General features: G+C 39.8%; 18 protein-coding genes, 3 tRNA genes, 1 rRNA gene and 1 pseudogene. 7 read left to right on the plus strand and 16 right to left on the minus strand.

Features of this window, described 5'->3' with window-relative positions; translation table 11 throughout:
* Window positions 1–149: 149 nt before the first annotated feature.
* From rrf to LC608_RS00015, 3 genes are all read left to right on the plus strand, one after another.
* Window positions 150–267, plus strand: a 5S ribosomal RNA gene (gene rrf, locus LC608_RS00005).
* Between the two features lie 303 nt (window positions 268–570).
* Complete coding sequence (locus LC608_RS00010) at window positions 571–1,530, plus strand: ribonuclease Z (protein ID WP_229551586.1); 960 nt, start codon at window positions 571–573, stop codon at window positions 1,528–1,530.
* 557 nt (window positions 1,531–2,087) lie between these two features.
* Window positions 2,088–4,301 carry a polysaccharide biosynthesis tyrosine autokinase gene (locus LC608_RS00015; protein ID WP_229551587.1) on the plus strand — a complete coding sequence of 738 codons (2,214 nt, stop codon included), beginning with the start codon at window positions 2,088–2,090 and terminating at the stop codon, window positions 4,299–4,301.
* A 274-nt stretch (window positions 4,302–4,575) separates the two neighbouring features.
* On the opposite strand, the gene LC608_RS00020 is transcribed toward LC608_RS00015, so the two are convergent.
* A complete protein-coding gene (locus LC608_RS00020; RefSeq protein ID WP_229551588.1) occupies window positions 4,576–4,920 on the minus strand; it encodes a hypothetical protein in 345 nt (114 codons plus the stop codon).
* A 481-nt stretch (window positions 4,921–5,401) separates the two neighbouring features.
* On the opposite strand from LC608_RS00020, the gene LC608_RS00025 reads away from it, so the two are divergent.
* On the plus strand, window positions 5,402–6,547 hold the full coding sequence (locus LC608_RS00025; protein ID WP_229551589.1) for a SpoIID/LytB domain-containing protein: 1,146 nt from the start codon (window positions 5,402–5,404) through the stop codon (window positions 6,545–6,547).
* Between the two features lie 82 nt (window positions 6,548–6,629).
* Here LC608_RS00025 and LC608_RS00030 read toward each other — a convergent pair whose 3' ends face one another.
* Window positions 6,630–7,928, minus strand: a complete 1,299-nt coding sequence (locus tag LC608_RS00030) for a hypothetical protein (protein WP_229551590.1) — start codon at window positions 7,926–7,928, stop codon at window positions 6,630–6,632.
* A 217-nt stretch (window positions 7,929–8,145) separates the two neighbouring features.
* Here LC608_RS00030 and LC608_RS00035 point away from each other — a divergent pair, with 217 nt between their 5' ends.
* Window positions 8,146–8,625, plus strand: a complete 480-nt coding sequence (locus LC608_RS00035) for a hypothetical protein (protein WP_229551591.1) — start codon at window positions 8,146–8,148, stop codon at window positions 8,623–8,625.
* Window positions 8,626–8,714: 89 nt separating this feature from the next.
* Here the strand turns inward: LC608_RS00035 and LC608_RS00040 are convergent.
* The 10 genes and pseudogenes from LC608_RS00040 to murA form a co-directional block, all read right to left on the minus strand.
* A tRNA-Gln gene (locus LC608_RS00040) sits at window positions 8,715–8,786 on the minus strand.
* Window positions 8,787–9,474: 688 nt separating this feature from the next.
* On the minus strand, window positions 9,475–10,320 hold the full coding sequence (locus tag LC608_RS00045; protein WP_229551592.1) for an FAD-binding protein: 846 nt from the start codon (window positions 10,318–10,320) through the stop codon (window positions 9,475–9,477).
* Window positions 10,321–10,431: 111 nt separating this feature from the next.
* Entirely contained in the window at window positions 10,432–11,574 is a 1,143-nt protein-coding gene (locus LC608_RS00050) for a polysaccharide pyruvyl transferase family protein (RefSeq protein ID WP_229551593.1), read from the minus strand.
* Window positions 11,575–11,737: 163 nt separating this feature from the next.
* Entirely contained in the window at window positions 11,738–13,219 is a 1,482-nt protein-coding gene (locus tag LC608_RS00055) for a lipopolysaccharide biosynthesis protein (protein ID WP_229551594.1), read from the minus strand.
* A gap of 468 nt (window positions 13,220–13,687) precedes the next feature.
* Window positions 13,688–14,485, minus strand: a complete 798-nt coding sequence (locus tag LC608_RS00060) for a WecB/TagA/CpsF family glycosyltransferase (RefSeq protein WP_229552059.1) — start codon at window positions 14,483–14,485, stop codon at window positions 13,688–13,690.
* A 902-nt stretch (window positions 14,486–15,387) separates the two neighbouring features.
* Window positions 15,388–15,471, minus strand: a tRNA-Leu gene (locus LC608_RS00065).
* 109 nt (window positions 15,472–15,580) lie between these two features.
* Window positions 15,581–16,702 (minus strand): alpha-hydroxy acid oxidase, encoded by a 1,122-nt coding sequence (locus tag LC608_RS00070; protein WP_229551595.1) that lies wholly within the window; start codon window positions 16,700–16,702, stop codon window positions 15,581–15,583.
* Window positions 16,703–16,786: 84 nt separating this feature from the next.
* Window positions 16,787–17,904: pseudogene (locus LC608_RS37425) on the minus strand (hypothetical protein).
* 177 nt (window positions 17,905–18,081) lie between these two features.
* Window positions 18,082–18,960, minus strand: a complete 879-nt coding sequence (locus tag LC608_RS00090; RefSeq protein WP_229551598.1) for a M48 family metallopeptidase — start codon at window positions 18,958–18,960, stop codon at window positions 18,082–18,084.
* A 308-nt stretch (window positions 18,961–19,268) separates the two neighbouring features.
* On the minus strand, window positions 19,269–20,636 hold the full coding sequence (gene murA / locus LC608_RS00095) for a UDP-N-acetylglucosamine 1-carboxyvinyltransferase (protein WP_229552060.1): 1,368 nt from the start codon (window positions 20,634–20,636) through the stop codon (window positions 19,269–19,271).
* Window positions 20,637–21,045: 409 nt separating this feature from the next.
* On the opposite strand from murA, the gene LC608_RS00100 reads away from it, so the two are divergent.
* Window positions 21,046–21,127, plus strand: a tRNA-Leu gene (locus LC608_RS00100).
* 228 nt (window positions 21,128–21,355) lie between these two features.
* Window positions 21,356–22,153: an RNA methyltransferase gene (locus LC608_RS00105; RefSeq protein ID WP_229551599.1), complete on the plus strand. Its 798-nt coding sequence runs from the start codon at window positions 21,356–21,358 to the stop codon at window positions 22,151–22,153.
* Window positions 22,154–22,156: 3 nt separating this feature from the next.
* Here the strand turns inward: LC608_RS00105 and LC608_RS00110 are convergent, their stop codons facing one another.
* The 4 genes from LC608_RS00110 to LC608_RS00125 all read right to left on the minus strand — a co-directional run bounded on the left by LC608_RS00110 (window position 22,157) and on the right by LC608_RS00125 (window position 24,555).
* The gene (locus tag LC608_RS00110) at window positions 22,157–22,414 is read right to left on the minus strand and encodes a hypothetical protein (protein WP_229551600.1); all 258 of its coding nucleotides are present in this window, start codon (window positions 22,412–22,414) and stop codon (window positions 22,157–22,159) included.
* 181 nt (window positions 22,415–22,595) lie between these two features.
* Window positions 22,596–23,021, minus strand: a complete 426-nt coding sequence (locus tag LC608_RS00115) for a thioesterase family protein (protein ID WP_229551601.1) — start codon at window positions 23,019–23,021, stop codon at window positions 22,596–22,598.
* A 393-nt stretch (window positions 23,022–23,414) separates the two neighbouring features.
* A complete protein-coding gene (locus LC608_RS00120) occupies window positions 23,415–23,759 on the minus strand; it encodes an HNH endonuclease (RefSeq protein ID WP_229551602.1) in 345 nt (114 codons plus the stop codon).
* 112 nt (window positions 23,760–23,871) lie between these two features.
* Complete coding sequence (locus LC608_RS00125) at window positions 23,872–24,555, minus strand: reverse transcriptase/maturase family protein (protein ID WP_229551603.1); 684 nt, start codon at window positions 24,553–24,555, stop codon at window positions 23,872–23,874.
* Window positions 24,556–25,224 lie beyond the last annotated feature (669 nt).

Genomic DNA, 25,224 nt, shown 5'->3' on the forward strand with positions numbered 1-25,224 from the left:
TTCGTAATTCGTAATTACCAATTACAAGTTATGAAAACATTTGGTTTCGCGTTACTGTGCAGTCTTCAGGGTTGCTGTTAAATTCTGATTTCTAATTCTTTAATTACGAATTACGAATTACGAATTACGAATTAGCAATTACAACTTTTCCTGGTGTCTATTGCGCGGTGGAACCACACTGAACCCTTCCCGAACTCAGAGGTGAAACGCTGCTGCGGCCACGATAGTTTAGGGGTAGCCCTACGCAAAAATAGCTCGATGCCAGGATTCATAATTCAATAAAAGCCTTCTCGAAGTCATTTGAGAAGGCTTTTGTTTTTGCTGAAAATCATTGGGCTAGAAAGAAATACTATTAACAAATTGGGATTACTTGTATGGATAATTATCTAGCAACAGTGCCTTCGCGGTTCGATAAATTGAGCTTTTTAGAGATTTTTGGGTAAGTCCTATAATCTTTATTGGGTGTTGGGTTTAAAAAAGCGATTTCCTCTCAAAAGTATTTTACTCATTAAGCATGTCACTATAGAAAATAGAGCAGCAAATTGAGCAAAAGGAAGGCTAAAGAACACTGTGCAGATAACATTCTTAGGCACAAGTTCCGGTGTACCCACGCGATCGCGCAATGTTTCCAGTGTCGCCCTGAGATTACCTCAAAGGGCAGAACTGTGGTTATTCGACTGTGGCGAAGGCACCCAGCATCAAATTATCCGGAGTGAACTGAAAATTAGCCAACTCTCGCGAATTTTTATTACTCACATGCACGGCGACCACATCTTTGGCTTAATGGGACTTCTTGCTACTTGCGGCTTGGCTGGCAATGTGGAACGAATTGATATATATGGCCCACCTGGATTAAATGATTACATTCAAGCCGCCTCCCGTTACTCCTACACACACTTTTCCTATCCCATTAAAGTCCATGCCATCCGTCCAGGGGTAATTTATGAAGACGATGACTTCACCGTAAGCTGCGATAATTTACATCATCGCATTACAGCTTTCGGCTACCGCGTAGCCGAAAAAGACCGATCAGGACGCTTTGATATTGAAAAAGCCAAGGCGTTGCAAATTCCTCCCGGTCGGGTTTATGGTCAACTTAAGCGCGGTGAAACAGTGACCCTTGCGGACGGACGAGTGATTGATGGCACTCAATTATGCGGTCCTACAGAAATTGGTCGAAAAATTGCCTATTGTACAGACACAATTTATTGTGATGGTGCAGTGAAGTTGGCAAAAGATGCAGATGTATTAATTCACGAAGCAACCTTTGCTCATCAAGATGCAGATATGGCTTTTCAGCGGTTGCATTCCACAACCACAATGGCAGCGCAAACAGCTTTAGCTGCTGGGGCACATCGGCTAATTATGAGTCATTTCAGTCCCCGCTATGCTCCTGGAAATATCTTGGAATTGAAGGATCTTCTTCAGGAAGCCCGTGCTATTTTTCCCCGTACTGACATCGCTTATGATTTCATGATTTATGAAGTACCGAGGCGGCGGGAAGTAGAGTTAACCAAGGTAAGCGTTTAAATTTTGGATTTTAGATTTCTTATTGAACGCTTCTAATCTAAAATTAACCAGGCTCTATCTTGGAGTTTAGTAGTCTAATTCATAACGTCTAGCAAATAGACAACAGTTTAACTTGAGGAGGAAGTCAAATAGTTACCTAAGAATTTACGTTTCCCTAAGTGTATCAATAATCTACAACTACTATGAGTTAGATATTTTTATCAATGTATTTCTTCTATTAAAAGTTATTTTAATAACTTTAATAGGATAGTACTATTGGAAATCAGAGAACTTTATACTTAAATAGTTAAGAAAAATAATTAATTTTCCATCAAGATTTTTCTTGCTTAAATAAAATATTTATTAAAAATTTATTCTTCCAACACTGATTAAGAATTTATATGCATGAATTGATGAACATGAAAGCGCCAATTGGCATAATATTGTGCCAAGTGAGCTTGTCATTATTGGAAGAATAATTAAGTATGCTATTGCAGCTATAGGTGTAAAAAAACATTTCACATTTTTCATAAATCTTCCAAATAAATATAGTGTTTCGATATTAGAGGAGTTTGATAGTGGCTAAGACTAGTCTGAATCAAGAGCAACAGGTTACTACTTCAGCACAAGGCGCAGTTGACATCAGACAAATATCTACTATTTTGCTTCGCCGACGTTTGCTGATTTTGGGGGTTTCCTGTGTAGTTATGTCAGCTGCTAGCCTTTTAGCTTTTATTGCCAAACCTACTTACCAGAGCAATATGCGGATATTGGTGAATTCCAATTTATCTGAAGGCACACAGTCAAATAATATCCCAGAAAGCGCAGACACCAAGGTTACTGAACCAAATTCTCAAGTTGTTGATTCCACTACTCAGATGAAACTCATGCTGAGTTCTAAGTTGCTTCAAAAAGCCGTAAATTTACTTCATCCTAATTATCCTGATATTACCTTAAAGGATATCAATGATCAAATAGAACAGAACAAAAAAGCACCTCTAGAAGTGACTCCAGAAGAGGGAGGTTTAGGATCTAATAAAGTTTTTAGTCAATTATTTAAAGTTTCCTTCAATGATGACGATCCAGTCAAAACACAAAGAGTACTTCAAGCTCTACAAAAAGTCTATCAAAACTACAATAAAGAGCAACAAAAAGAACGTGTCAATCAAGGACTGGCTTTTACAAATGCTCGCTTACCTGAAATCAAAAAAGAGGTGAGTAAAGCTGAGAAAAATTTGGAACAGTTTCGCAAGAAACATAAATTACTCGATCCTGAAGTCCAAAGTAAAATCCTGCTAGAATCTCTAGCTGATATTCAAAAACAGCTACAAAGCACTCGTGCCCACCTTCAAGATGTAAACGTTCGCTACGAGAATCTAGAGCAACAAATAGCCTCCTCATCTCAGCAGAATGCACTAATTTCTTCTCGTTTAAATCAGTCAAGTCGTTACCAAATGCTATTAAGTGAAATTCAAAAAACTGAACTAGCCTTAGCTAAGGAACGGCTGCGCTATACAGACGATTACCCATCGGTACAGAAACTAAAGCAGCAACGTCAAAGTCAACTGTCGCTATTACGACAAGAGGTGAAAACTATTACTACTAGCAGTAAGGGAGAACCGCTTTTAAAAGAGCAAATGCTAGGGGTTGAGCCAAAGCTAGTAGATGAGTTAATTTTGCTACAGACAACTGTCTTAGGACTAACTGCTAATGAAAAGAATTTAGCCGAGTCAGAACAGCGACTTCGCTCTGAGTTAAACAAATACCCAAGCTTAATAGCAGAGTATAACCGTCTGTTGCCAAAGGTGGAAACTAGTCGTAAAACCCTTGAACAATTACTCCAAGTGCAACAGTCTTTGGGTTTGAAAATAGCTCAGGAAGGATATAACTGGCAAGTTTTGGCAGAACCTGCTCTGGGTACTTATATGGGGAGCAACAGATTATTATTTTTGGTTGGAGGGGCGGTAATTGGGCCGATTCTAGGTATCTTAGCAGCCCTGATTTTGGAAAAGTTTAATGACGCTATTTATTGTGTCGGAGATTTAAAGAAACTGACGAATCTACGTGTATTGGGGTCAGTACCAAAACTACCGTCATGTAATGTCAAAAAGCGGCGGCTGGTCTTGCCTTGGAATGGGCGACGAAGCTTAGATTACTCTATAGTAGAAGCCACTACTAGATTACCTGTCCATGAAACCCTGGACATGATCTACCAAAATATTCAAATATTAAAATATCCCTTACCCTTTAAGTCATTGATGTTGACTTCAGCACTACCAGGGGAAGGGAAGACAACTTTAGTATTAGGGCTTGTAGCTAGCGCTACCCGAATGCATCGACGGGTATTAGTTATTGATGCTAATTTACATAATCCTAGCCTGCACAAAATCCTGGAACTATCCAATGACTGGGGACTATCTCTGTTATTACTTGATGAGACGACAACTCATTTTCAAGATTACATCCAGCCTATTCACCCCTGCATTGATATTTTGACTGCTGGGCCTGAAGCAGAAGACACGGTGAAGTTGCTCAGTTCTCAACGAATGAAAGAACTAATTGAGTTGTTTGAGCAAAGTTATGATCTAGTACTGATAGATGCTCCACCTATTTTAGGTACAGTTGATGCCAGAATTGTGGCAGCTTTTTGCAATGGGATCGTAATGGTAGAGCGCATGGGGAAAGTGACCCAAACTGAACTGATTCAAGCAACAGAAATTTTGAGTAAATTGAATTTAATTGGAATTATCGCTAATGAAGTGAGCAATTCTAAAAATTTATTGGCATCGTAGGCTGAAGAAGACACGGGGGGCTGATTTACCCGCGTCCTCTTTTGGACGATGACCGAATCAAACAGGGGTGTAGGGGGCAAGGGGGAAAAAAAGATTGAGAAAATTTGTTGTCCCCTGTATCCCTGCAATCTGGTCACAAGCCCCGAATTTATTCGTGGAAAAGTTGTACTGACATTTGATGCTTAGTTGGACAGTTGGGGGAAAAGGTTTGGTGACATCAAAGGTGGGTATGTCGGACGCGTAAATAAATTTTTCTTGATTTGCTTTTCTTTGCTTAGAAACAGTCAATATCCAAACAGAAGAGAAAGGTAATCGCACCATCTACATCTTTGCCATCCTTATCCTTGCTAAATTTTTCTTTAGAAGTAAGCATAGTGATCGGCAACTTAGATTTGCTCCAAGTCGCGCCAGCAATAATGCCAAAGTTATCAAAAAAACAAGAATCGTAGGCTTTTTCCCCTGAACTCTTTTCCAGTAACCAATAGCCAACCAATCCTGGTTCAATATTTTCTAAACGGCGAGAGAAATTGCCTTGGATTTGCATCTCTGACAAAAGCCCAATGAGTCCAGACATTGTAATCAGTAATTTGCACTGGTTTTTCAATGCGATCATACCCATTCTGATTACCCCCATCCCAAAAAATCCGACTAGTAGCTTGCTTAATGGCTCAATAGTTTTACTGAAAAAATAACTAATTACACATTTACTTTATAAATTCCTGTGTACTTTTTTGTTGAAAGTTTAGAAAATTAGGGATAAACTAGTAGTCCACTAAGCAAACATTGACACATTGACAGGTGTAAGTTTGAGGAAAAAAGGTTAAATATTGTCAGTTACCTTACTGCCGACAACATTTGCTCAAGGGTAAAATCACTGACTCCTTTAGCGAATTTTAAGTTTTGGATTGAAGATTCAAAATTTAAATCAGGTCTAAGGGCAAGGAAATTTATTTGTGGAACAAAATTACCCTATAGCTAAAGCAAAATGCATAATTAGTAGGAGGTGGCAACCTCCTACGTTGGAGAACTGTCTCATCTTAAAGTAGTAGACGCCATAGTTCGGAGCGTCAATTAGATACTAATGTGATTAGATGATCAGCATGAAATTCCAACTTTACTTAGGCTTTTTATTTTCCCAGGTTAAAGTACGTTATTGGTGGGTAAGTATCCTCTTGTGGATTGCTTTGGTTGCCCCAGCTCAAGCGTCTGTAATTCTGCGCGTGGCAATTGAAAGGGGCGTTAATCAGGTAAAAGTGGGTAGTTCCACCACTGGGATCATCAAGGATAGTACTGGCCGGACTCTCGGACAGTTGCCAGCGATGAGTGCATATTATGCCCAAGCCATTCCTGGCGGAGTTGCTTTAGATAAGTGGCAATCTGGTTTATTTTGGATTGAGCCAACAGGTAAAGGATTCGTTTATATTGGCGATCGCTGGTATCGCGGTAGAACTCTGGTTGTCCCCACAGACAAAGGCTTAACGGCTGTTAACTGGGTTGATGACCAAGAATATCTCTACAGCGTTCTTGGTGGTGAAATGGATGCTAGCTGGCCCCAAGAAGCTTTAAAAGCCCAGGCGATCGCAGCTCGCACTTACGCCCTCTACGAGCGAGAAAAACAACGGAATAATCCCGTTTACGATTTAGGTAATAGCCCGGATCGTTGGCAAATTTACAAAGGCGTCATCAGTGAAGCTCCTGCAACTTACAAAGCAGTTGATGAAACAGCAGGACAGGTATTAACTTACAAAAACCGGATTATTCTCTCAGTTTTCCACGCTTGTTCTGGGGGGCATACCGAAAATGTTGAAGACGTTTGGGGAAACACCCTGCCGTACCTGCGTGCTGTTCAAGACTACGATCAAAATATCCGCGAGTGTAATTGGATAAAAACTTTCTCCCCCAGTGAGATGAGCGCTAAATTCCCTGAAGTGGGCAGTGTGACGGCGATGATTCCAGAAACATTCTCACCTTTTCGCAGTGTTAAAGTTTTGAAAATTGTCGGCAACAAAGGGACGAAGGTGTTACAGGGCGAGGAAGTGCGGACAGCCCTCAAGTTAAAAAGTACCCGCTTTAGCGTCACCAAGGGAGCCGATGGTAGTTTTGTACTTCAAGGGCTTGGCTTCGGTCATGCTTTGGGCATGAGCCAGTGGGGGGCGTACAATCTGGCTCGGCAAGGAGTGAACCACCTGCAAATTTTGGGACATTATTATCAAGGTGTAGCTTTAACACCAATTCAGGCGAAGTAAAGAGAAAGTTAGGAGTTAGAAGTCAGGAGTTAGGAGTTTAAATAAATCTTAATTATTCACTCCTCACTCTCAACTCTTCACTCTATTCCCCACTCCCGCGTTCCAAGCGTTTTTTCCATTCAGCGTCAATTTTTGCGGAACGCTCAACTTCTTGGTCGAGTAAGTCAGTTTCGCTAGAATACACTAAATCTTCGTTGCCAATGACTTTTTCTCCTGCAAATTGTTGGGCATAGTCGATTTTTTGTTGCAAAGCTGCATCAGGACTTGCCAATATCCTTGCTCTGGAAAGGCGATCGCGATTGCGATCGCCTATTTTGCGATTACGCCACTGAATCCAGAAATAACGCAATAACGGGATGCCTAAGAAACCTGCTCCGTAAGCCAATAGTAGCCAATAAATTCCTTGCACAAAAGCTACCAGTCCACCTAATTGCACGGCAATAGTGCCATCTCCCAACAAACTTCCCAGTACTAACGCAAGAACAAAATTTAGTACACCCAACCCAGCACTCAGCATAATTTGCCCGGAACTTGCAGCACTAAAACGCCAGGGAAATTCCTCCAAGTGATCTGATATTGCATAACGGGGCTTTTTAACTGCACTCACCTGCAACTCTGGGAAGTAATAAACAATTTGCCCTTCTGGACTTACCGATGGTTGCCCATTAAATCGCGTCAGAACAGGCAGTATATAATCTTCGTACTCTCTTGTATATCCCTCGCCAATGTCATCCAAATATGGGGCAATTTGTTCCGCTACCACTGCACCACGGTTATTCCGAATCACCGTAGCAATTTCTTGCCACCGACGTTCTTCTAAGTTGGTGTTAGGATTACCATCGCCAAACAAAAATGAAAAGACAGCTTCAAAGAAATTCAGATTGCTTTCTTCTCGCCTTTCACGTTGCCGTTCCTGATAGTGGGCATCATAATTTGGGCTAAAATACCAAAATAAATTTGGAAAATAGAAGAAACCCCCACCGCCGTAATTACTGCCCCGATTGTCCCCGTTCCGGTCTGAATTAATAGAGCTAATGATAATGTAGATGGCTATAGTTATCAGGGTGATAGAAACAATTAAGAAAATTAGAAAAGAAATGCGAATCAGGTAAAACAGAACACTCCAGACTTTTTTCCACCATTCCTGCAATCGTAATCGGAAGTATTTATTACGCAAAATTGCTCGAAAATTTTGTGGAAAAAGGTAAACAATATCACCTGAATCTGCTACTTGCAAATGTCCCCCAGCATCAGATGCCAAGGTTAACAAGCTTTGATTAGCTTCAGCGATATTCAATCCTGCCTGGGTTGCCACATCACCAACAGTGACACGGTAGCCCAGTTTTTCTACAGCTTGCATGATGGTGGGACTAGGAGCCATTGCTCTCCCCTCCTGTTGAAACTTAATTGCCTTTCTTAAGTATAAAGTTTTATTTGAAGTGACTTGGCAGGAGCAGGGATGAAGCAGGAATTATTAAATATAGAAAATACATAAATTAGGCAAACCGACAAGTATGTTTACCAATAAATAAACGGACACGTAGTATGTTATAATTGTTTGCCTCAGCTTGGTTAACCAGCAAATTTTCTGCTCAAATATGGTTCAGTATACTCTCGCTCAAAGCCCAGAAATTATCCTTACTGTTTCTGGAAAAGATTCGGCAAAAGCCCGTGATAAAGCAATGGATCAGCTGATGGAACTGATGGATTCAGGAAAGCTACCTACGGAACTAGAAGAAGGATTTGGCCCTCAACAATTAATTGAGGTTAAAGAGTCAACTATTGATACTGCTAGCGGTGAGGATACCATTACACAAGCTGTCCAGGTTCTAAGTAACCTGGCCACACTCAAGCTGAAAGTTCAGGAATCACGAGCCGAAGCTTTGGAAATTCGCAAAGCGGTTGATGTTCTGTTCACCGACGAATCGGTGACAGAAGAGGAAATTACTCGACTCAAGGAAGGTTTTAAAGTTCTCAAAAATTTTGCCCAAGCTAATGTGCGTTATCAAGAAGCGCGATCTAAAGCAGAACAGGCTCGGCAGACTCTAGATCAAGCTCTCAAATCGCCTGACAAGTAACACTTACAGACTTAGATGCATTGAGATGCGTCTTAAAAAAATAATTAAACACTTCAAAAGACAGGCTCTTATACCTGTCTTTTGGTTTACTGGGGCGCTAGGATTCGAACCTAGGGATGGCGGGACCAAAACCCGCTGCCTTACCACTTGGCTACGCCCCAACGACTTTACTCTAGTTAATATAGCAGTTAGACCTAGGTTATTGTCAAGTACTTTTATAGTTAATTTCAGACAAAGGATTTTTACAGCAGAAAATTGATTGATTTAAATTCCTATAGTTCAAGTTAAGTTTACGCAAACAGGCAAAGGCAGAAAGTTTAATGAGTATGATACCTGTAATGCCTTCGCATCTACATTTGCTTCTGCTCTGTTTAAGTATGAATGGCTTTGGGAAGGTAATCATAGTATATCCTTATACTAAGGATAATTAATTGGGGAGGCAGGGAAGGTTATTGAGGAAAGAAAGAGGGTTATTGTTCAGAAATTCTTTTCTTCCCCTGCTTCTCTACCTGCCTCAACCAAAAAATTCCTTAACCGAACAGTATTGATAATCATCTTAGATAGGCGAATTGAGTAATTTAATTTTTTGATTTCTCTTATCTTATCCAGGGCTTGTTGCTAAAGTGCCATCATCTGCTAATAAACTCGCTTCAGGAACATATTTAGCCTTACTTCGAAGGGTAAACAAGTTGCTCCATCCTCTACAATTTCTACTATGTTACCTAATCTGGACATCAGTACAGCTAGACCACAGGTAAAAGCTTCAGCGATACTTAAAGTTATATCTGTGACTTATTTTCGCAAAAAAGTCAAACTTTAGGCATTATGTAGTATTTTGGCAGCAACTAATTAATCAATGGTAATTAGTTCAAGAGCAATTTTTTGTCCAGTTATAAAATGCAAAACTTTAGCTATTTTAATTAGCATAATTATTGAATAGCTACTTTGTGATTTAGCGAGTATCCAGTTACTAGTTTTAGCTGAAAACATAGATTTCCCTATAGATAGACCTTTGAGCTTTTCAAGTATTGCATAGTTAGCAGCTTTGAATACCGAGCCGCAGTTAGGTGCTGTGTTATCTTGATGTTCTTTTGCCCAAATTTGCCTTGAAGTTAGAGGATTTTCGGTAAATTCTGTTGGTTCAAACTTGAAAATTGCACTCAATATCAGTTTTGAGTGTATACCAGTAAACATAGTTTCTCGATAATCTCGTACAATTTGACTATTTTCAAGTGTTTTTATACATCCATCCTCAAAGAAGGTTACACTTTCAACAAAGTCATATATTGTACATCCATGTTGTCTTCCTCTGCCAGCGTTCATTGCTAATGCACCACCAATAGTTGCTGGTACAGATGCAAGATAATAGAAAGAATTCATGGACTTTTGATAACAATACTTTAATACTTCCATCACTGAAGCAGAAGAAGATACTTCAAGTCTGTTATTAGGTAATGGATTTGTGTACTTAGGTAGTTTATTTTTCAGTATCAATGATTGGATATTTTTTTTAACAAACAGCGTGTTAGAGCCATTTCCAATTATATAAATCTTTACTTTGTTTTCTTTGGCCCAATTACAGTATTCCTGAAGGTCATCTACACTATTGATCTCTCCCACTCGCTCAAAGTAATGTTGCGTTCTATAGTGCGAAAGACTGTTTGATGTTAAAGACTCAATCTTTAAATTAGACATCTTAATTCTTTCCAATCCTTTTAGATTTTTGATAAAGATAAAAAGTTGGCTTGCTATTTAGCAAACACAGTACAGCCATAAAATACCCTATTTTAAAACATTAGTTATTCTTTATTCCTGCTTTGATTTAACATTAATTTTAGTATCAGTTTCTCCTTGTAAAATCGCTTCAATTAAATGTTTTTTTGATTCCATAATTTTTGATTCTAGAGAAATAGATACCGATTCATAGTTAATATCAAAGATTTCCTCGCTGAATAATTCAGATTTTGATTTCTCCGAAAATATACGGTTTGTTAAGCCAAAATCATTAAGCAAATCTCTTACCTTATTCGATTTATCGCTAGGAAGAAATACTGTAAAAGGTTTTTGAAAAATAATAGAAAATACAGTGCCGTGAAAAGTATTAGTCACAATATAAGATGCTTCACTATGTAATCCAATCCACTCTTTTGGACTAGCAGTTTCTAAATTTATTTCTGCTAACGGTTCATCTCTACCGACTGAAACTATAGTTAAATTTTGTTCTTCTGCCAGGAATTTAATAAACTCTTCTTCCTCTGGTTGTATGTCAGCTTGAACATACAATAGAAGATATTTATTTGTTATTTTTGGCGAATTCTTAAGCGTATCATACTTAATTAAAAAAGTGGGATCTAGAACTTTTATCGCTTTTTTATTGCATTCATTAGCAATAATTTCTAAAGTATTAGAATCACGCACTAAAATGGTTTGAAACTGATTAATCAATGTATATATTTCTTTTTGATAAGGCCCTAATTTTGTCGTATTACCAAAACTGGCTGCATAACTTATCTTACGAGTAGTTTTATTGCTAACAAAGTCTAAAAAGAAAGAAGAATTATACCCTCTAAAGGAATCTATACACCATATTTGGTCACTGCCACATATCACTACATCATACTTATCATGATAGTATTTCAAGCCTTTTTTATCATAAAATCTTTTATGGCTTAACTTAACATGAGAATGGAGAAATCTTCTCATTTTCCAATATTTTGAAATATTAATTAAGGATTTTTGATTAATACGAATTTTCTTACTTTCATTAATGCTATTTACCCTTTTAATCGGAAGTAAAGGTCTGAAATACATCCACGCTATTTTAAGAGGTCGATAGTCTATTATTTCAACATCATAGCCTTGACTGTTAAGAAAAGTCCAAAGAGCACAAGCCTGGAGTGTTGCTCCATAATTGTCTACATGGTGAAAAGTTAGAATTCCGATTTTCATCTTTGCTCCCTTTGATAAACTATAAATCTTGTCTTAAATAATTAGTTTTATGAGATTAGATAGATTTAATTTCTTCGTTAAACTAACATAGCTTAATGTATATTAAATTAATTTATAAAGATATATTTATATTGAAATTCGCTATTATTTCTACATAATAAAGTTATACTTTTCTTTTGATTTTGATATTCAAACTTTCTCCTAACTCAAGTACCTGTCTGAAAAGCTTGGGCGATATTACTGAGAGAGTAAGAATATAAATAGAGATTCCAAATATCCCGGCAATAGCTAGTAACATCCATGCTTCAAGGAATTTTCCTAAGAAATATTTAGTAATTAATATAGTTACAACCATTGCTCCAGAAGCTACTAAAGGTACTATGTATAAACGCAAATAGTTATATAAATTTATTTTAACAAGTTTATTAATAGCTAATAAGGAAATAGGTAATATGAGGTAACCACGAACTACATAAGCAGAAGCAACCGCTACAATACCTAATCTTACTACTAGAGCAAAACCAATGACATTAGTAACTGTATTTATCACTTGTATCCATAGCCTCCACGAAGGTTTGCCAAGCGCCAGAATTACAGAATTGTTATAAAAGAAAATTAGATGAACAGGGCCAATAAGAGATAGTATTTGCAATACTGGAATGCTCTGAATCCACTGCTCACCAAAAAATACTTTTATAAATTCAGTTGCTAATACTGGTACACAAAGAAATATTGGAAAGGCAATGAGACTTGTGAACTGAGTAGCAGTATAGAAAGCGTTTAGTAATCGTTCTGGCTCTGCCTGTAACCTAGAAAATATGGGTAGTGCAACTTTAGTTGTAGTACTGATTAAAACCTGCATCATTACTAGCAGCAATTTATAGGCAACCGAGTAATAACCTAATGCAACTAGTCCTAGATAGTAGCCAATTAGTAAGTCATCGGCTCGGCGATTGAAAAAGTTAATTATGTTAAACGCAGATATATTAATGCCAAAGCTAAAAAGTTCTTTAACATGTATCCTAGAAAATTGGAATCCTGGTCGCCAATCGCTAACTCGCCACAAGACTACAACCTGTATAAAACTACCTGATAGTTGTTGACCTACTAGGCTCCAAACGCCATAACCTAAAAAAGCCATCCAAACGCCAACTATTCCACCTATTATCACTGCCAATAGTGAGCGAATTGCTAAACTTTTGAAGGCAAACTTACGTTCAAGAATCGCTTGCTGCACGCTGCTCAATCCATTAAATATAAAGCTTATAGATAAGCATTGAATGATTGGTACTAAATGCGGCTGTTTAAAGAAATTAGCTGCTAATCCAGCGCCAGCAACACTTAATACAGTTAAAAGTATACTGATTCCTAAAGTTGTCCAGAATGCAGTGTCTAAGTGTTCTGAATTTATCTCTTGACGTTGGATAATTGCTACAGAGAACCCTTGATCGACAAAAATTTGTACAAATTCAATAAATATAGATGCTAAAGCAATTAAACCAAAAGTTTCTGGATTAAGTAAACGAGCTAAAATAAAGAAAACAACTAAAGAGACTACTTGGCGCCCCCAACTTTCTATAACAGTCCAAATTACACTTCTAACAGCTTTTTGTCGTAAATTTGATGAATCTTTAGGTGATTCCATTACATAGTTTACCGATGAAAGAACCTAGAGTATATAGCTTTGATATTGCTAGCTATGAGCATTTGGATTATTTTTTTTCACGCCAATCAGATACACCTTATTTTATTTAGATTTTAGTTATAATCAAAAATTTTTACTCGAAAAATAACATAAAAACTATGTAAGGCAATGATTATCGGAAAGAAAATATTTTTGAGCTTAAGTAATTCTTCATAGAAGAGTCTACCACAATCTTCTTGTAAATTTGCAGCAATTCAAGAAACTATTAGCATAAAATTTACTGATGAGCCAGCCTATTGAAATTTTATATAAAACGCTCTGTTACTTATAATTTCTGGTTTTGAGCGGTAGCTAAGTTTGCTAATCAGTGGTTAAGACAACATAAAGTTTTTGATTTTTTGGTTACTGAGTTGATGTGTGTCTCAATAAGGTTGTGTTCCACAGAATACATATTCCCTTTGCTTTTTCTTAATCCCCAGTCTCGTGAAGGAAGACTGCTGCAATACGACTTGATGATAGTAGTTGCTTCGTAGCTAGCCATATAAATAGTGGAATAGTTTTAGCATAGCGGCCGCAAAGTCGGCGTGGTTCTTGAATCCATCGATACAGCCATTCAAGCCCTAAGTCTCGAACTATGCGGGGTGCCCGCTTGTGAATTCCTGCATAAACTGGGAAAACTCCACCCAGTCCAATCATTACAGCTTGTATCTTACCCTTATGTTGAGCTATCCAATTTTCTTGCTTAGGACATCCCAGAGATACTAATACGGCGCTAGCACCACTAGAGTTAATCTTTTGAACCAAAGCTTCGTCTTCAGTTTCAGTCAGAGGGCGAAAGGGTAGAGGTTCCATAGCCGCAATATTCATCTGCGGAAATTCCTGTTCTAACCTTTTTCGCATCCGAGAAAGAACTTCTGTTTGGGAACCTACAAAGAAAATACTAAGATTTTGTGTTTGAGTTAAGTGACACAATGCTAAGAAAATATCCATTCCTGCCACACGGTCTTGACGAAGCGCTCCCATCTTTCGCATCATCCATACCAGAGGCATACCATCAGGAGTAACTATGTCTGCATTTCGTAATACGCTGGCAAACTCTGGATTCCAATGAGCTTCAATGAGCATGTGTACATTGGCTACATATACAGTTTTACTTTCACGTCTCCTCGCCCACTTCAGCATTGTTTGTACTTGATCGTCAAAGCGTAAAGCAGTAATGGGAAAATCCAGTACTTTTTTAGTAGGTAGAAGCACTCTTGCCACCATCAATAACTCCTGTGTCCAAGAAAAAAATCCATAGATTACGTAGACCATTCCGAATATTCAATAATTCAGATGAAATGACTCCTGACTTTTTGTAGCCTTGTGTGATCGTTGGAAGTTAACACATGGAGATGCAATTGCTTTCTTAGTATACTTTTGACTTAACCGTTAATATTAGAATTATTTTGCTACTGTGTCCTAGTTTACTGTTTTAAGCTAAGGATTTCAGACGCTGTTTGACAAAATTCATACTTCCTTCATAATTAATTTTTGGTTTGTTCATGCAAGCATTACAATTGCGATAAATTGCTACAAACATTCGTAGTACTTTATACTTGCTTTAACTAGATAAGATGAAATACCAGACACTCAGCTTACCGATTTTGATACGTACATATGCGCTTAAAAGGTCTAATTCTAATTAGTATATTTTAAAGAATCGCTAATAGTTTTTTATTATGACTTTCCAAATTTATTACAAATTTAATTTAGGGACTGACAGATAATAAATATTCAATATAAATATTCAATTATTTATTGTGGGGTGGACGACACTCGTCATATAAGCTAGGCGGGCTTTTCGGTTCACCCCACAAAATTGGATAATTTATTTCTTAGAGTTCCCTTAGTCTATATATTGAAAAATCCCTAAATTTTATTTTTTTCTCAAATAAAAGCCCAAAAAATAAGGGGAAGATAAACTTATCTTCCCCTGCTCTATTATTTTTGTTATTTTCTGGCTTGTTAGCTTCTTTGAGTCTTTGTCGTAACATTTGCCTTTGTTTTTTGAGTTGTCTCTTCCTTGCAGAACCGCCTCTACCTTTGTCATTCCTGCCTTCTTTACGGGGAGACTCCCATCTTTTCAGTCGCATAACTTTTTTATCTCTCTTGTACTTGTTTGGTAGTGGGCAGGAGGAGAATCGAACTCCTATGACCGCAAGGCCGCCACATTTTGAGTGTGGTGCGTCTACCAATTCCGCCACCCGCCCATATATCTAACTTTAAACTATTATACTATAATTAAGTGATTTTGTAACAACTTTGAAAATTTATTTTCAAAGTTTTGCTGGAATAATGTAGGTCTAAGAGTTTTTGAGCTTACAGGCGTGGCAAGGTCAATAAGCTGGGGTCAATATCCTCTAGTTTGGCGCAGCCGCTAAGTGCCATTCCCAGATTTAACTCATCTTGTAGCAGTGAGATGACATGAGATACACCAATTTGCCCTGCTACTGCTAGTCCCCATAAAATGGGCCGTCCGATTAGTACGGCTTTTGCTCCTAATGCCAGAGCTTTCAGAATGTCTGTGCCCCTACGGATGCCTCCATCCAATAGTACTTCTACTTTACCATCCACTGCTGCTACTATTTCAGCTAGAGCGTCTAAAGAAGCGATCGCACCGTCGAGTTGTCTGCCACCATGATTGGAAACGATAATTGCTTTGGCTCCATATTCCACAGCCCGAACAGCATCATCTCCCCGTAAAATTCCTTTGATGACTAAAGGTAGTGGAGATAAAGATTGTAACCATTCTAAATCGTCCCAAGTTACTGCTGGGTTTAGCTGTTGGGCAAAATAGGTAAATAATCCAGATTCGCCTTTTTCATGGGAAATATCTAGCCCTGATATTGTGGCGAGATTAGCTAGATGTAAGTCTGAGGGTAAGGCAAACTCGTTACGTCTATCTCTTTCTCGCTGTCCGAGAACAGGTGCATCTACAGTTAGACAAAGTGCTTTGTAGCCTGCTTTATAAGCTTTTTCTACTAAAGCACGAGTTAATCCCCGATCTTTATGGATGTAAAGCTGGAACCATCGCAGAGAATCTGGAAAATTATCACATGCACTTGCCACTTCTTCAATGCTCTTTGTGGCCATTGTACTTAACACCATGCCCACACCAGCTGATGCCGCAGCTAGAGCCGTGGCAATTTCTCCATCTGGATGAGCTAGACATTGAAAAGCCATCGGCGCAATTAATAAAGGTAGTTGCAGGGGTTGTCCTAAAATGGAGGTAGTAAGATTGCGATCGCTAACATTGACTAATACACGAGGTCGTAGTTTGACTCGCTCAAAGGCAGCACAATTATCCCGTAATGTAACTTCATCCCAAGCACCACTGCTATAGTAATCAAGCGTCATTTGAGAGAGATGCTCTTTTGCTAGCTTTTCATACTCAAACAGATTTATGGGTTGAAAGCGATGGTCGTTGGATACAACTGTCATGGTAGAGGTTATGGGTTAAGCAATGGGATGTTTTTTAATCCGATTAGTAAAGCTATAAAACCCAGTATCTCCGACTGAGTTCTTCTAAAGGAATCTATTTAATAATTCTTCTTTAGATAGTTGCAGTAATAAAAAAGTAAATTCCTCTGGAGATAATGCCAATAAAGCTTCAGTAATTCCTCTTAGTTCTGCATCAAAAGAGCCAAAGCGAACTTGCAACAGATTTTCTATAACATTACGACGTTCTGCTAGAATTCCTTCTTGAATTCCTTCTTGTTTAACTTCTGCTAATTTTTGCTCGTAAATAGCTGATAAACGCATAATTAAATCTCTGTCTTCCTCGTCTATATTTTGATTGAATTCTAAGGTAAGCTGTTCCACATTTTACTTGCATATATTGGGCGGGCGAGAGGCCTACCCCACAAGAAATGTACAATTTCAGATTATGCAAACTAGATCTGGTTTAGCTTATCTTTAAATTCAATAATAAATCAATTGCTTTGGAACGTAAGGGATTATTTTGGGGTAGTGCTTCTAGTTCGTCTATCGCTTGTTGCTGGACTCTTCCCTTACCTAAAATTCTCAACCATAGTGTTTCTTTTGTACAGGGTAATTGGTGAATTACCACAATTGCTGTTTTAAAAAAATCGCCTAAAAAATGTACTCCTATTCCCCAATTTTCTTCATCTAAGTTAGTTCTAAAACCATCCAATATAGATTCAGAAGCCGTGGGTGATAAAATCCACAAACGTGGTAATTCTGATTCTGTAAGCCGAGTTTTATCACCTTTAGCTTGGCGTTTGAATTCAGCAAAGATATCAAACAAGTTATTTATGCAACTGCGGATCTCCGCAATTGTAGCTGCATTTCTAAATGGTTCAAATAATGCAGGTTCAGCCGCAAATCTTCCTAACAGCCCTAATTCTATAGGACTCATATTTGATTTTGAACAAAACTCAGTACACCTTTATCCCTTCTTCCCAGTCCCCAGTCCCCAGCCCCCAGTCCCTTACCTCTACGAGTGATTCAGAAATCAAATCGGATTGCTATATTGTATTTGTCCATTGGGGCGAAGGTACAAAATAAACATCAATTTCTCGGATTTGAGCCGGAACTTTCCGACTTGTTTCCACTTCTCCCAATGGTTGTAACAATTCTTTGAGATAATCTTTGGCAAACTGGTCGTAAGGAAACCTGATCATTAGCTGATTTGTGGGCTGTACCAGCATTTTACATTACAGCGAATCGCCCACAGCTTGCCTGAAGAACTTTAGCAAGTGCGATGTCTACTACGGGCTCCGCCAACGCATGAGCGAATCATCTGAAGTATTGTAAGTTAAAGCACATCTAATTTAGATAACCAAATTCCGTTAGTCCTTTTACCAGTTGCGCCATCCGCCTTTGGGTGCAACTTCATTACTTGTAGACTTCAGTCCATGACTTTGGATTAAAGATTGATATTCTGTACTGCTTGCCCAACGGTCGATTTCTCGCGCCCGCAGCACTGGCACTGGATGGGTTAATTGGGCTGTGCGGGCAGCTTTGACCATTTCACCTAATTCGGTCTTGCTAATATCATCGTAAGCGCGGGCTTGGGCAACAAAGGCATCAAGATTCAGTTGTGGCGCTAAGGTGGGGGAACCACCCGCCAGCTTCATCAATACTGACATGACAACTTTGGGGTCTTGGGTTGCTAGTAATGCGGCGCGATCGCAGGTAAACTCAGCACAGCGTACCCATTCTAAAAGTTGTGCCTGTATTGCTTGAGCAACTAAGGTTCCAACATTGGGCACAATCGCCGCAGCTAATATTAATAAATTTACAGGAGTCAAATAAACGCTATGGTCACACTTGAGATGCCCCAACTCGTGGGCAATTACTGCCTGTATTTCCTCTGGTGTGAGGATATCAATCAGGGATGTGTGTAACACAACAAACGGCTGCTTACCCCGCACAGCAAAAGTATAGGCGTTGGGAGCCGGATGTTGCCGGACGTACAACTGAGGAGGCTCTATATCCAGGATTTTACAGGCATCTAACAACAGCTTGTATAAATCGGGCAGTTGCTTTTCACCCACCAGAATGCTGGAGGCAATATTTTCCACATAGAAAACCTGCTCTGCCATTGGCCCAAGCCAATTTCGCACCAACATATCTATGCCTGGTATTTGCTTGAGCGTTTTGGTAGCTTCCAGGTCTAATGGATGACGAAATGAGTCAGCTTTTAAACCAATTAGCGGGGTTTTAAAGAAGGACATAGTGCAGCAAGCTATAAAAAACACAACTATAGAATCTGGCTGGTTAGACAGCCACCCACAGTTAGTATAACGATTTAACTAGGCTCGACAGGGGGAATTGGGGGAGAAAATTTTACCTTGTCTCCCTCATTCCCCTAGTTCCCGCCTCAGTCTCAACGAAGAGGCAGAGGGCAGGGGGCAGGGGAGACAAGGTGACAAGAGGTGAGAATTTGCAACAAGTCTTTCCCTTTGTCCCCAATTCTCCTTGTCCCCAATTCTCCTTGTCCTGAATTCCTCTTCCCCCTGCTTCCTGCTCCCTTGCCTCTTCTTCAACTCGACAGGCTACTGATAGTGGAAGCGATTTCGGCATCTGCTGATGTTTCGCCCACACGCAGGATTTTAGCTCCCAATTGCTGCAATTTCATATCAAGTCGATCATAGCCGCGATCAAGGTGCTGTAATCCTTGAATTGTGGTTTTTCCTTCTGCCGCCAGTCCTGCTATGACTAGCGCTGCCGATGCTCGCAAGTCTGTACCTAATACTGGTGCGCCAGACAATTTCGGTACTCCCCGAACGAAAGCAGCGTTGCCTTTAACACGAATGTCTGCCCCCAAGCGATTTAACTCTGAGGCATGACGCAAGCGATTTTCAAAGACAGATTCGTTAATCACGCTGTCGCCTTCGGCCAATGTCAGCAAAGCCATGAATGGCGCTTGCATATCTGTGGGAAAACCAGGATGGTATTGAGTTTCAATATCCGTTGCCTTGAGAGTTTCCGCCGGCAGAATATGTAAGTGTTCAGGCTTTTCCTCAATTATAGTTACCCCAATATCCCGCAGTTTGGCAATCACTGGTATGAGATGTTCTGGAGCGACTGGCGAGAGAAGAAGTTCGGAACGGGTAATTGCTGCTGCCAGCAAAAACGTTCCGGCCTCAATGCGATCGGGAATGATACTGTAGTCAACAGAATGCAACTTGGGGACTCCTTCGATAATAATCCTGCTAGTCCCCGCGCCCTTAATCTTCGCTCCCATTGCGTTACAGAAGTTAGCTAAATCAACTACTTCTGGTTCTCTGGCAGCATTTTCGATGATCGTTTCGCCCTCTGCTAGGGTAGCCGCCATCATCAAGTTTTCCGTAGCTCCGACACTGGCGATGTCTAAGTAAATCTTCGCACCTTGTAATCTCCGGCTGCTGCCAGGGACGTAGGCATTACAAATGCCATGCTCAATTTGTACTTCCGCTCCCATTGCTTGCAGTCCTCGAACATGCAAGTCAACTGGTCTTGCCCCAATAGCACAACCGCCTGGTAAGGGCATCTGCGCTACTCCCAATCTTGCCAGAATGGCACCAATGGCGAAGAAACTCGCCCTCAGTTGGGTAACTAGTTCATAGGGAGCTTTTGATGTTTTAATTTCGCTGGCGTTGATGTCTAAAATATCGCCTTGCCGCGTTAAGGTTACACCCAAAGCCGATAATACCTGACCCATCCGCTCTACATCCGCCAATAAGGGAACATTGCGGATACGACAATCGCCCGGACACAGCAAGGCTCCAGCCATGATTACCAGCGCTGCATTTTTTGCGCCGCTAATTTTCACATGACCTCGCAAAGGATGCCCACCCCAAATTTGCAAGACTGAGGAGTCTGGTTCTGGGGCAATTTTGACATCTGGTAAGCTGGTAGAAGGATTGATAAGCCTACCTCCAAAAGTAATACGTATTTTATATGTTTGAAGTTGGTTTTGATTCTACAGTAAAGATTCAAATTGTCCACATTTTAGAGCAGCATATTGCATAAAAAAAATGTTTTTTTGGGGAAAATACAGGCTAAAATGCAGCAACAGCAAGCATTTTGAGAATTTAAAAAATTTAACAAAACTGGACGAATGAGTAGTAGTTTTAAGCTAAATTAAATACTCAGTAAAATAACTTAAGTGTTCTCTAAAAATCAATGCTGTATTGTTCAGTTAATATTTTGATTCGGACTAATGCCCTAAAAAACTTGTTTCCAGTCTGAACCTCTTAAACGAGGCGTTATGTTTTAACTTGACAAAGGTAAAACATAACGCAATAATAGGAAATTGTCGATAAAGATAAATGCCAGCGGAACTGGCGGAATTGGCAGACGCGCTAGATTCAGGTTCTAGTGCCGCAAGGCTTCCGGGTTCAAGTCCCGGGTTCCGCATATGAATTTTAGATTTTAGATTGCCGATAGGGCAGCGTAAAGCCTTCTCTACGAGACGCTGTGCGTAGCTTGCTTCCACGTTCGCGTAGCGTCCCGTAGGGAAGTGGTACGGCATAGCTTGTCTGTGACACGCTGCGCGCAGCTTGCTTACCCGTAGGGGTATGCTTAGAGCGAGTCCGCGAGCGTCTTTTCGATTAATCTAAAATCCAAAATCCAAAATTTAAAATCGTGTTGACCAGTTTACAAAATTCCCTAGTCAAGCAAATCCGCAAACTCCACTCCACCAAGGAGCGGCACAAACAGCAGTTATTTTTACTAGAAGGGACACACCTGTTAGAAGAAGCTTGTGCGGTGAATTACCCACTAGAAACAGTGTGTTGTACTCCAGATTGGCAAGCAGCCCACGCCTTACTCTGGGAAGAAGCTTGTAGCCGATGCGATCGCACCGAAATTGTCAGTAAAGAAATTTTGGATGCGATCGCTACTACAGTCCAACCAGATGGTGTAGTTGCAACCGCAAAACGAAGCGGAGTCCAAACTCAACTACCATTTACTGGTATAATTCTGGCTTTAGAAACCGTGCAAGATCCCGGCAACCTGGGCACGATGATCCGCGCTGCTGCTGCTGCTGGAGCATCCGGGTTGTGGGTAAGTGGAGACAGTGTAGATTTAGACAGTCCTAAAGTTCTCCGGGCTTCAGCAGGACAATGGTTTCGCCTCCCAACAGCCGTAACAGAAGATTTAAAAGCTACAGTTCAACAAAGTCAGCAGGCAGGAATGCAAGTAGTGGCAACCTTACCTAGTGCGACTTTAACTTATTGGGAGGTGGACTGGCGCAAACCCAGTCTGATTTTACTGGGAAATGAGGGTGCTGGATTGTCGGCAGAATTAGCTGCGATCGCAGACAAACAAGTAAGAATTCCTTTGAGTCCTGGGGTAGAATCTTTGAATGTAGCGATCGCAGCCGCTTTAATGTTGTACGAAGCTCGGCGGCAAATAAGTCAAGAGTTAGGAGTTAGGAGTTAGAACTCATAACTTTTCTTTAGTTTTTGTTATTTCTTCGAGATATTGTTCAATATCAGCAACTGCGTCCTCAAGAGCCGCTAAATCAATATCTATCAACTCTTGATCGAGTTCGACTCCACTGAGACTACTAGTATGCAGCTGTGCTTGGGGGATTTCTTCATCCTCAGTTAAATTTTCTTGTAAGATATCCTCCAACTGATCGAGGGATTCTTGAAATACTTGATCGGCGACACGGCGCTGTTGTGGCTGACTTTGCTCCATAATATTGACTTGAAAATCCTGATTTACTAAGCTAATTTTGATTGCAGTTCCTACAAATTTAAATTTTGCACTTATAACATCATAGTTGTGTATTCTTGCTCGTCAGCATTGCCTAGGTAAAAAATCATTTGTTTTCATTAGAAGAACTAAAATTTATTAAATGGCGAATAACAAACCATTTTTAGTTTGTAACACCTGAGTTTTGGATTTGCAAAAATTTGTCTAACATGACACTGGGAATTGGTCGTGGGCGCATTGTCTGTGCATCCACCCAAACCCATAGCGCCTCTGCCGTTACTAACAAATTATCTTGGTTTTGTTTACGAATCTCGTAGCATCGCAAGGCACGAGTCCCGCGCATTTCCTTCAACCAGGTAGTGACTTCTAGGGTATCGCCTGCTACTGCTGGGCGTAAATAGTCAATTTCCACCCGCCGCATCACAAATACGCCACCTACTTGCCGATATACATCCAAAGTTAAGCCCAGGTATTCTGAGTGTTCTATGGCTGCTTGTTCTAGATAATTTTGGTAGACGGCGTTATTTACATGCCCAAGGGCGTCCATCTCATAGTGGCGGACGCGTAGCAGAATTTTGAACGGTAGCATAGTTTAGTTGGTAGTGCGGCGCTGTTTTTTACACTTCTCTATATTAGTTTTTCTATTTCAGTGCCTTTACTACCTCATGCGTAGGCATAGCCTAGGGTGTTGACGTCGCCTGTTCGTGTTCAGCGCGAGTAGTAATTTTTAATGGCTCAACCACCTTGATTTTATATAGCTCTGCGCTCTTGAGGGGCACACCACTGGGCTATTAGTTCAATTCGTGCCTGCTGAATTAATTCCAAAACTTCTGATTGATTACAACCATAGGTAGATGCTAACAATTCCTCACCTTGTTTTTTTGCATCGTCGGCTGATGCACCAAAGGGGTAGGGTCGAGGTGTGCATTACTGCAACACCCCTCCCATTCGGAACCGTGCTTGCGACTTTCACCGCACACGGCTACTCAGTGTGTTGCCCATTTGTCATATCGGACTTCCTGACAGCATGACCTATGAAATTAGGAATATCATTTATCCACTCCCAATCGAACTTTTTCCAGAATTGAGATAATTTCTCTAGAAATTTTGAGTGGTTTTTCTTCTGAATTTCTTTTAAGTCAATTGCGGTCTTTTCGTCGTGACAATGCCGATGCAATAGTTGCAGATTTTTGTATTCATCCTTGCCGCTTAACGCTCTGGGGATGATGTGGTCTACCTCTAAAACATCCCATTCTTGGAAGCTTAAGCCGCACCAAGGACATTTACCCTTTTGAAGTTTTAACAACTTAGCCTTACGATTAGGCATTTGGGGGTATGTCCCTAGTCTTTTACTCCAATAAACTGTGTCGCCATCGTAGGGGCTTTTATCGCTTTTAACTTTTACATAATCAGTGCTACTGCAAGCAAACTCATTATGATTAAGGTGTATGAGTTAACCGAGTTTTTTCTGGTTTTAATTCAAGTCCTATACCAGCTAACCATTCTGAGATTATTTCTCGGCATCTTTGGACAACGGCTTTATCTTTGTGGAACACTACGAAGTCATCTGCATATCTTATGAAAGCAAGTGACGTCCTTCTTAGGTCTTTTGATAATGTCCCCTTGTTTTTCTTAAGAGGTAGTGTCTCGGCATATTGCTTTAACTTTTCCTCTAAGCCGTGGAGGGCTATGTTTGCCAGTAGTGGAGAGATGACCCCACCTTGAGGCGTTCCCTCAGATGTGGCAGTGAATGCTCCAGAATCTATAACCCCGGATTTTAGCCAAGCTTTAATTTGTTGCCTGACTTTGCCCTTGATGTTCAGCTTTTGGAGCAGTGGGTTGATGCGGTCAAAACACTTGGCTATATCCGCGTCTAGTACGAATTTTGCCTTGCCTTGAATACAGTTTTTAATCTGTTTTATCGCATCGTGGCATGACCTTCCAGGTCTAAAACCATAGGAATTCGGTTCAAATACCGCCTCCGATTCTGGTTCAAGTGCAGCTTTTGCTACAGCTTGTAGTGCGCGGTCGTACATTACGGGTATTCCTAATGGGCGTTTTTCATCTCTTCCTGGTTTTGGAATCCAAACTCTACGGGTAGGTAAAGTGCGAACTCTACCCAAAGGGGTTACTCAATCAAAGCCAGTCATCCTCCTTATTCAGGTTTCTCATGATTTCTTCGTCTTGGTTAGCTGTAATTCTCTCGATTGGAATGATACATATATATTGCGGTTCATTATGTCTTATTTGTTGCACCATTATTTACCTGCCTTTTTCCTGTTAGTTATGTATATTTTCAAGTCTAGATAAATCACGAGTCAAAGTGAAACATCGTCAATATTTAAGTAGTTTGTGATTTGAAAACACTAACTTTTATACATAATTAAGACAACGTTAAGAATTTTCTCAAAATCGCAAAATTTTGGAGTGTAAACAGTTACGTATGGGAAAATTAATTTAAGCATCAACAAATATCTTTTTGTAAATTTTTGTTAGTTTTTTAGATTTCAGTAATGCGTTGAGATACATGCATTCGCACTGGCTGGATGAATTAATTTAAATCTCTGTTGGTTAATCTCTGGGATTCAGTAATAAAAGCTGATATCCCTAAAGATTAACTTTTATTTCCTCAATACAGGCTTAATGCATTGAGTCAGTGCAAGTTTAATAAAAATTGGAGGTTATAAAATGGCAATTCGGAATAACTTATTTAGCAATTTTTGGCAAAAAGTACAAAAAGATTCAGTTAGTTGGGGATCGTTAGCTCTTTGGATCAGTGCATTAGTTGTTAT

The sequence above is a fragment of the Nostoc sp. XA010 genome, from assembly GCF_020829625.1.
Lineage (GTDB): Bacteria > Cyanobacteriota > Cyanobacteriia > Cyanobacteriales > Nostocaceae > Nostoc.